Raw genomic sequence first — 8,438 nt, 5'->3', positions numbered from 1 at the left:
ATTACAGGACTAGCTTTTCTTATTAGTTAGAGTAGATTGTTGCAAAATAAGGCGCTTGGCCATGACGGAAATAGGTTAACAGATAGCCATTTTTTTGTACAATTTTGCCATTTGCAAACTCTTGGTAGTCAAGTGCATGAGGGATAATCAAGGTATGCTTAAACAACTCTTTTTCAGTTAACTTAAAGTTAGCAAATTCCTCGCCTGCGATAGCTGGATTTTCTCGTAAAGCATGGTAAAGAGTTTTTTGCTGCTCCTCAGTAGGACGCTCATTCCACCACAGCTTCCGTGGTTGGAACTGCTGAGCCATTAAGTAATCTAGCTGCATTAAACTCTGGACAATGTTTAAATTCACATTATCTATCGTTTCTAAAAACATTAATAAACGGCGGAATAAATCCTCCAGTTGATGGCCAATACGAGACCAACCTTTTGTTTCCCAATATGTTCCGAAATTTTGGAAGAAATCAAATGGTGTATCAAAGACCTCTGTAACTAAGTATTCAATCGTATGATCCATACGGTGATCATTCCAATACTTCTCAAGAACATCCTCTGCATGTTTAATGCGAACGATATCATCAAAAGTTAGTACATTATTTGAAAAGATTTCGTAAGGTGATAGATCCACATAGGTATAGCCAAACTTTTCGGCTTCTAATCGAAGTCCTGTGCCGCGTAAAAGTTTCAAAAAGCCAAGCTGTAATTCCTCTGGTCGCATTGCAAAAACATCATTAAATGTTTGACGGAAGCTAGCGTAATCTTCCTCTGGTAAACCAGCAATTAAATCTAAATGTTGATCTATTTTTCCGCCATCTTTCACCATGGTTACTGTTCGCTTTAACTTTTCAAAGTTTTGACGACGTTTTACAAGAGTATTTGTTAAATCGTTTGTTGATTGAACACCTATTTCGAATCGGAACAAACCTTTTGGTGCATTGTCATTTAAGAATTGAATGACTTCAGGGCGCATTATATCAGCCGTGATTTCAAATTGGAATACCACGCCAGGTTTGTGTTCATCAATTAAAAATTGGAACATTTCCATTGCATAGCTACGACTGATGTTGAAGGTACGATCCACGAATTTAATTGTTCGAGCTCCGTTATCCATTAAGAAACGAATATCCTCTTTTATTTTTTCACGGTTAAAGTATCGGACACCAACTTCAATAGAAGATAAACAAAATTGGCAGCTAAATGGGCAGCCTCGGCTTGTTTCAATATATTGAATTCGTTTACCTAGATGGGGAAGATCCTCCTCAAAACGGAATGGACTTGGTAATTCACGCAAATCAATTTTAGGCGGCATAGCGTGAATCTTGACTTTCTCATCCTCTAAATAACAAATACCAGGAACATCTTCTAACAATATTTCACCGTGGAAGTAGCGCAGTAATTGTTTAAATGAAGTTTCTCCTTCACCCATCACAATGAAATCTACCTCAGGTATTCGACGTAACCAATGGTGACAATCATAAGATACCTCAGGTCCCCCGAGCAAAATTTTAACATTTGGACAGACAGTTTTTAACATTTTAATCACGTGAATTGTTTCTTCGATGTTCCAGATATAGCAACTAAATCCAACGATATGAGGTTTTTTTTGGAATAAATCTGATACAATATTAAAAGCAGGGTCTTTAATAGTATACTCTGCTATAATTGGATTAAACTCCGGTAAAGCTGCGCCTTTCAAATAGCGCAATGCTAAATTTGTGTGAATATACTTTGCATTTAAAGTAGTTAAAATAGTATTCATGCAATAATCTTCCTTTCAACATCCTATTGTATCAGTCAAGTATCTGACATACAATATAATTCTTTTTACCTATTTATTTTGTGAACAGTTCGTGAAATAATTTAAAATACTTAAATTTACTAAATTTTGTAATAATAGAATCGTGCTGTCATAAAGTATAGTAAAGGCTCAAAATTCGATTTAGAGGTTTTTTACTCTTTTGAAAGGTTCGGTGAGAAAGTTGAAGCAAAATGATATTAATCAATGTTTTGGAAATCTTATGAAAAGTACTTCGTCACCAACACTTATACTCAATAAAGCAGGGAAAATTTTGAACGTCAATGAGGCTGCTATCAAGCTTTTCAATCTTAATTTAACCTATATTGGCTATTTAGCTATGGACGAGCCATCTAATTTTAAATGGACTAAGTTCGTCAAACAGTTACAAAATGATTTACGTTCAGAGGAAATTTTCAATATTCGCACAGTTGGAAATGACTACGAAATGTTATCTTTCAAATGTTTTTACGATCCCAATACAGAGGAAATTGTTGCGCAAATTTCAACATTGAATGATGATGTTGCCCATAAATTATATATTAGTCAAGCACATGAGAGAGCGCAATCTTTTAATGCCTACGATTACTTACCTTATGCTGTTATTGTTAGTGACGCTAGTGGTATTATTCTTGGGCTTAATAAGTATGCCGAAATGTTTCTGAAAGTTGAAAATTCACAGCTCCTTCATAAAGCGCATCAGCATATATTTGATTCTTTTACATTGAAAAAAGGGCAAATTACAACCTACCTTTCTAAGCTAATGGGTGAAAAACATGCAAGCATTCATGTAGTCGACGAAACACAAGTAAGCAGAACTTGCTATTATGAAATTTCAAGTATTTTTGATGAATACAATAATATTATTGTCACTGTTATCAATGATGAAACAGAGAAAAAGCAACTTCAGCATAAAGTTGAGCATCAGCAAGCATTAAACGTTGTTGGACAGATGGCTGCGAGCATTGCGCATGAAATTCGTAACCCATTAACTTCTTTAAAGGGTTTTACTGAATTACTAAAGTTAAATGCTGATGATGAATCACGCATGTATCTCTCTGTTATTGACAGTGAGCTTCAACGGATGGAACAAATCTTATCCGAATTATTAGTATTGTCAAAGCCAACAACGATGAAAGTGGAATTATTAGAACTGGATCATATTGTAAAGCAAGTCATTGAGTTTATGCTACCTGATGCACTCATGAAAAATATTATGATTCAGTATATTTCAACTTCTAATCAAGTATATATTGGCGGCAACGAGAATCGATTAAAACAAGTGCTGATGAATTTAATTAAAAATGCAATGGAATCCATGAATAATGGTGGAACGATTACCGTCGAAATGGCAACAAATGACTGTGCGATTGTCGAACTTATGATTAAAGATGAAGGTGTTGGCATGGACAGCACGACACTTCAAAACCTATTCCAGCCTTTTTACACGACAAAATCATCAGGGACAGGACTGGGCCTTGCTTTCGTGAAAAAGGTGATTGAAGAGCATGAAGGTGTAATCGGTGTTAGTAGCGAATTACAGAAGGGGACATGCTTCCATCTGCAGTTTCCAATTTACACATTCAATCAGCTGGATACAATGGAAGTATCCACAAAAGATTCTGCTTATTTAGTAACATAAAGAGAGTAAAAATGGTTGCATAATGAACAACAAAACCTTCTAAATCATATATTGCTTTTGACAATGCTTTTCTAATGTCGCTATAATGTCATGTATAAAGAGCGAAGTGAGAGGAAAAGAATATGCCGTCAGAAGATCTAAAACAATCTTTAAAATTATATATTGTATTGTCACGTGCACTAAAAGCAATTAATGAAACAACACATCAATTATTTCAGGATAATGGTTTAAACCCAACTGAATTTGCTGTTCTAGAACTTCTCTATCATAAAGGAAGACAGCCATTACAGCAAATTGGCAATAAAATTTTATTAGCCAGTGGGTCTATTACGTATGTCATTGATAAGCTGGAGAAGAGAGGTTACTTATTACGAGTATCTTGTCCTGCTGATCGTCGTGTTACGTATGCAGAAATCACCTCGGAAGGTGAAGCCTTTATGGGTGAGCTGTTCCCAAAACACGAGCAGCATTTGCATGAATTAATGAGTGTACTTTCATCAGAAGAAAAAGAACAAGCTATTACGCTATTGAAGAAAATAGGCCTTTCTATAAAGGACCTATCTTATTAAAAAAGTTGTCTCATTGATTTGAGACAACTTTTTTGTGATGAAAAGGTAAGGACGATAGACAATAGTCTATCGTCCTTAGTATTTTATTATTTTTTAGATATAGTTGCTGCCATATTAAGCATAGCATCTGTTAAATCTTGTTCATCATTATCATGAATAGTTAATTTCGTAATGAGACCATCTTTCTCAAATACAACCCCAATTACTTTCTCAGTGTCGAAGTCCACAACATAACCCTCGATATTTTGAACATCTTTAAATGCTGCTAATTCCTCAGCTGTTAGAGCTACTGTTTCTCCCACTGCGTTCATATAATCTTGCATAGTTGTTTTTACTTCTTCAAAGCTCGATTGTGAAGCTTCAATTGTTTCAATACGCATAAACACTTCATCATCATCATTTGACACTAACATGTCTTTACCAGGTTCTTCTTGTGTCAGTGTAAATCCAGGAAGCTGTTGTAGTTTATAGCTTTGATCAACACTTGCTGATTCAGTTGCCTTTTCTGTTTTATCTACACCCTTTTGGACGTATTTCACATCTTGTTGAGGCTGTTTAGCATCCTCTGTATTTGTATCATTTGCTGCAGGTGTATCTTCTTCCTCATTTGATTCACCTGCTGTATCATCTCCAGATGGTTTTTGATCGGCAGCAGTATTTGATGGCTCATTTTGTTGAGCATCTGAATCCCCTGTTTTATCAGATGTATTACAACCTACAACTAATACGGCTGTTAGTAATAATGCAAGAATAGAAACTAATTTTTTTTGCATAAAAAACCCTCCTTTTCTAAATTAAACGTTAGTAAAGATAAAATGTTTCCAAATATTAATGTTATGATGTTAAAGGCAACACTAAAAATAATAATAGTACAAAAACGACATGAGCTACAATAACAAGTGGCATACTTTTACGCCATTCATATAAGAAGCCCCAAATAATGCTTGTTACCAGTGCAGCAATGACACCAAGCATAAATCCGCTTAGGGCAATTGAGACAGCACATAATACTGCGGTAACTATGACAGCCAAAGTTGGGCGCATAAAGCGTTTTAACTGTTGTTGGATATAACCACGCCAAAATAATTCTTCACCTATGGAAACGATAAATACGAGTAAAACATAGTGCCAAATATTTTGTGGTCCGTAGCTTGCTAAAAATTTTTGAACGGATTGTACTAAGTTATTATTAATATATGGAGCGAGCCAGTAACCAAAGCGAATAATACCATATGTGATGGTACCGTATCCAATACCAAAGAGTAAAAATTGCCATGTAGGTAATTGATCTTCGATGGAGCCAGCTAAAATGGCAATGGCAATACATACTAGTAGAGTGAATGCATACATGTACCAAAATACCGCTTGGTTAGCAAAGGTAAAAGCAAGCATGCCATAAACGAATAATAAAGAAAGGAGAAATAGTATTGTTTGTTTCGAATTTGTTAGCATATTCGACCTCCATACCCTAATCTTATCAAAAAAATAGTCCCTTATCATCTATTAAGACAAATAGGGACTATTCAGACTATTAAGCTTCATTAGTATATAAAATTTTATATCGTTTATGATTGACGACCGTTTTTTCTTCAATTTCAAGGGAATCAAAATTCTCCATATATGTTAAGTTAACGATCACCGAATTTTCATTTACCTTTTCTACAATACCTTGGAGACCATTTTTAAACTCGATAATATTTCCAACTTCAGCTATTTTCACAGACAGTCAGCTCCTTCATCGACTAATAATATACAGTTTGCATGAAAAATTGGTAAACGTAAAGCTTTTTTTAAATAATTCATAATTTATTACACAAATGAGGCAAAGAGAGGAATAAAGTTCATGGAAAAATACGAAAATATGCTTAAACAATTACAAAATGGGGAAAGAGAAAGTATTGAAATTCAAAAGGAAGAATTTTACGAATTTCGTGAAATTCTTGTAAAACACCCATTATTTAAACATTATAGAGGTGAGGCCAAGCAAAATGGGCGAATTATCTATACTTATACTGAAACACCTAGAAGTTAATTTGTCGAACATTGTCGTAAGTTAATGCTGTAAGAAATGAAATATAAATGTATAATAATGGTATGATTATTTGTGTGTGGAGGGTTGTATGAATGGTCAATCTACTCTTGAAACAAATGGAACAAACTCGTGAGATGATGATTCGCTCAGGTGTAGAAAACGGGTTACAAAATGCAAAAACCATTCAACTGAGTCGCAGATTAGATCAGTTAATGAATACTTATTATAGACAGATGGCATTTGAAGAAGAAAAAGATCAAGAAGACTAAAAAAGATTGTTCCAGTATTCAGAGTAAAAAACATTTTAACATATATGTTTAAAATGCATTTCAATGGGGAATAACTTACTATGAACACAGCAACATTCTCATTTCCCCCTTTAGAGCAGTGATCCCCCAATCACTTGCTCTCTTTTTTTTGCTTATTCGGTATATATGCCCTACATATAAATTTTAGTACAAGTTGTGGGAAGAGTTTGAATTATTTCATTCCTTCACCTAAACTGAAAAGATATAGAGTTGGACTCTCACGGAGAGTACAGACATTCTAGAACAAAGGAGCATGTACATATGACAAAGAAACGTATTGCATTTATTGGAACTGGAGTAATGGGTGCTAGTATTATTAAGCATTTACTAAAAAATGGTCATGAAGTAACCGTCTATACTCGTACGCAAGAAAAAGCAGAGCCTCTTGTTGCCTTAGGGGCGTCATGGGCAAGCTCACCTGCTGAAGCATTTAAAAATCATGAAATTGCCTTTACAATGGTTGGCTATCCTTCAGATGTAGAGGAAGTATATTTTGGGGAAAATGGCCTCTTCCAAACAGCAGAACAAGGCAATATTGTCATTGATATGACGACTTCAGAGCCATCTTTAGCAAAGAAAATTTATATGTATGCTCAATCCATCGGTGTAGAGGCTTTAGACGCCCCTGTTTCAGGTGGGGATATTGGTGCTCAAAATGGCACTTTGTCTATCATGATTGGTGGCGATCAGGTCACATACGACAAGGTATTGCCAATTATGAAGCAATTTGGAGAAAATATAATTTATCAGGGTGAAGCAGGAGCTGGGCAGCATGCAAAGATGTGCAATCAAATTGTTATTGCCTCTGGTATGATTGGCGTGTGTGAATCACTAGCTTATGGACTAAAGGCAGGATTAGATTTACCTACCGTTTTACAATCGATCTCTTCAGGTGCAGCAGGTTCATGGTCTTTAAGCAATTTAGCCCCACGTATGATAAAAGAAGATTTTGCACCAGGCTTTTATATTAAACATTTTGTAAAGGATATGAAAATAGCTTTAGACGAGTCAAACAAAATGGGCATAACATTACCAGGACTTGCATTAGCCTATGAAATGTATGAGAAATTAATCGCAGCAGGCTATGGTGATAATGGTACACAAGCACTCTTAAAGTATTATAAATAATTCGCGATGGGATTCTGAATAGGAAACCTGAAGGCTCCTTAAATGGGAGACCTTCAGGTTTTTTTGTTTTACTCTTTCCCGAAAAGTTGAGAATCCAGTGAGAAGCTGGATGCGCCTGCGAGAGTAAAGTAAAGAGCTATTGCACCTAAAGCTAAATCTAATTCATAACCAGCCAATCCATCTGCCCCGATAAAGCCGATGCTAAGTTTTGCTGTAAAGATCGCCACAATCATTGTAATGGTTAATAAAGCACCAAATATTCTTGTTGCTAAACCTAAAATAATTGCAATTCCACCAACTAATTCAATAATTGCCACGATATACGCCATAAATCCTGGTATACCTAGGCTATCAAAGAAGTCAGCTGTATAGCTAATGCCACCTTGAAATTTTTGAAAACCATGCACTGCAAAAATAACGCCTAGAACGATACGTAAAATTGTTGAACCAATATTTTGCATAATAAAGTAACTCCTTATCTTTTTTTGCTTACAATTCGTAACTTAGTTTATTTTTAAAAACAACTTTTGTCAAGTAACTTAATGTGTTTTTAGAACAAGTTTTTTTAAAAAGTGATATACTCTTAAATAGGAACTAATATACAAAGGGGGGAAGTCATTTGGATCAAAAAAATATTTGTCCGCGATTTGAAAAAGCACTCATGATATTAAATCATCGTTGGAATACGCTACTTATTTATCAGCTATTAGATGGTCCGCAAAGGTATTCGACCATTAAAAATCAGTTGAATATTAGTAGTCGTGTATTAACAGAACGTTTAAAGGAGTTAGAGACTGAGCAAATAGTGCTACGTACAGTAATTCCATCAACACCAGTTGTCATTGAGTATGAACTAACGGAAAAGGGTTATGCTATTGCACCTGTGCTAAAAGCGATTGAGCAATGGTCCTCTGAATGGGTAACCATAGATATAGAATGATAAAAAGGTATTCAAGCGAGG

The 8,438-nt window shown here is 35.1% G+C and carries 11 protein-coding genes; 6 read left to right on the top strand and 5 right to left on the bottom strand.

The features are described from left to right. Positions 1-22 precede the first annotated feature (22 nt). A complete protein-coding gene (locus V1L66_RS18840; RefSeq protein ID WP_333006600.1) occupies positions 23-1,762 on the bottom strand; it encodes a B12-binding domain-containing radical SAM protein in 1,740 nt (579 codons plus the stop codon). A gap of 310 nt (positions 1,763-2,072) precedes the next feature. On the opposite strand from V1L66_RS18840, the gene V1L66_RS18835 reads away from it, so the two are divergent. Continuing rightward, on the top strand, positions 2,073-3,440 hold the full coding sequence (locus V1L66_RS18835) for an ATP-binding protein (protein WP_333006599.1): 1,368 nt from the start codon (positions 2,073-2,075) through the stop codon (positions 3,438-3,440). 122 nt (positions 3,441-3,562) lie between these two features. Further along, positions 3,563-4,009 carry a MarR family winged helix-turn-helix transcriptional regulator gene (locus tag V1L66_RS18830; protein ID WP_016992454.1) on the top strand — a complete coding sequence of 149 codons (447 nt, stop codon included), beginning with the start codon at positions 3,563-3,565 and terminating at the stop codon, positions 4,007-4,009. Positions 4,010-4,095: 86 nt separating this feature from the next. On the opposite strand, the gene V1L66_RS18825 is transcribed toward V1L66_RS18830, so the two are convergent. The 3 genes from V1L66_RS18825 to V1L66_RS18815 all read right to left on the bottom strand — a co-directional run bounded on the left by V1L66_RS18825 (position 4,096) and on the right by V1L66_RS18815 (position 5,729). Next, positions 4,096-4,782: a hypothetical protein gene (locus V1L66_RS18825; RefSeq protein ID WP_333006598.1), complete on the bottom strand. Its 687-nt coding sequence runs from the start codon at positions 4,780-4,782 to the stop codon at positions 4,096-4,098. Positions 4,783-4,843: 61 nt separating this feature from the next. After that, positions 4,844-5,461: a CPBP family intramembrane glutamic endopeptidase gene (locus tag V1L66_RS18820; protein WP_036075766.1), complete on the bottom strand. Its 618-nt coding sequence runs from the start codon at positions 5,459-5,461 to the stop codon at positions 4,844-4,846. A 79-nt stretch (positions 5,462-5,540) separates the two neighbouring features. Further along, positions 5,541-5,729, bottom strand: a complete 189-nt coding sequence (locus tag V1L66_RS18815) for a DUF2187 family protein (RefSeq protein WP_004224583.1) — start codon at positions 5,727-5,729, stop codon at positions 5,541-5,543. Positions 5,730-5,852: 123 nt separating this feature from the next. Between V1L66_RS18815 and V1L66_RS18810 the strand changes: the two genes are divergently transcribed. The 3 genes from V1L66_RS18810 (at position 5,853) to V1L66_RS18800 (ending at position 7,477) form a co-directional block, all read left to right on the top strand. After that, the gene (locus V1L66_RS18810; RefSeq protein ID WP_048391995.1) at positions 5,853-6,041 is read left to right on the top strand and encodes a hypothetical protein; all 189 of its coding nucleotides are present in this window, start codon (positions 5,853-5,855) and stop codon (positions 6,039-6,041) included. Between the two features lie 92 nt (positions 6,042-6,133). Beyond that, on the top strand, positions 6,134-6,310 hold the full coding sequence (locus V1L66_RS18805) for an aspartyl-phosphate phosphatase Spo0E family protein (protein ID WP_004224595.1): 177 nt from the start codon (positions 6,134-6,136) through the stop codon (positions 6,308-6,310). Positions 6,311-6,610: 300 nt separating this feature from the next. Beyond that, positions 6,611-7,477 (top strand): NAD(P)-dependent oxidoreductase, encoded by an 867-nt coding sequence (locus V1L66_RS18800; RefSeq protein WP_048391994.1) that lies wholly within the window; start codon positions 6,611-6,613, stop codon positions 7,475-7,477. A gap of 68 nt (positions 7,478-7,545) precedes the next feature. On the opposite strand, the gene V1L66_RS18795 is transcribed toward V1L66_RS18800, so the two are convergent. Beyond that, positions 7,546-7,938 (bottom strand): DoxX family protein, encoded by a 393-nt coding sequence (locus V1L66_RS18795; RefSeq protein WP_048391993.1) that lies wholly within the window; start codon positions 7,936-7,938, stop codon positions 7,546-7,548. A 158-nt stretch (positions 7,939-8,096) separates the two neighbouring features. On the opposite strand from V1L66_RS18795, the gene V1L66_RS18790 reads away from it, so the two are divergent. Further along, complete coding sequence (locus tag V1L66_RS18790; protein ID WP_016992449.1) at positions 8,097-8,417, top strand: helix-turn-helix domain-containing protein; 321 nt, start codon at positions 8,097-8,099, stop codon at positions 8,415-8,417. The last annotated feature ends 21 nt before the right edge of the window (positions 8,418-8,438 follow it).

The organism is Lysinibacillus sp. IITD104 (genome assembly GCF_036698265.2).
Lineage (GTDB): Bacteria > Bacillota > Bacilli > Bacillales_A > Planococcaceae > Lysinibacillus > Lysinibacillus boronitolerans.
This window is presented reverse-complemented; position numbering and strand designations above follow the sequence as displayed.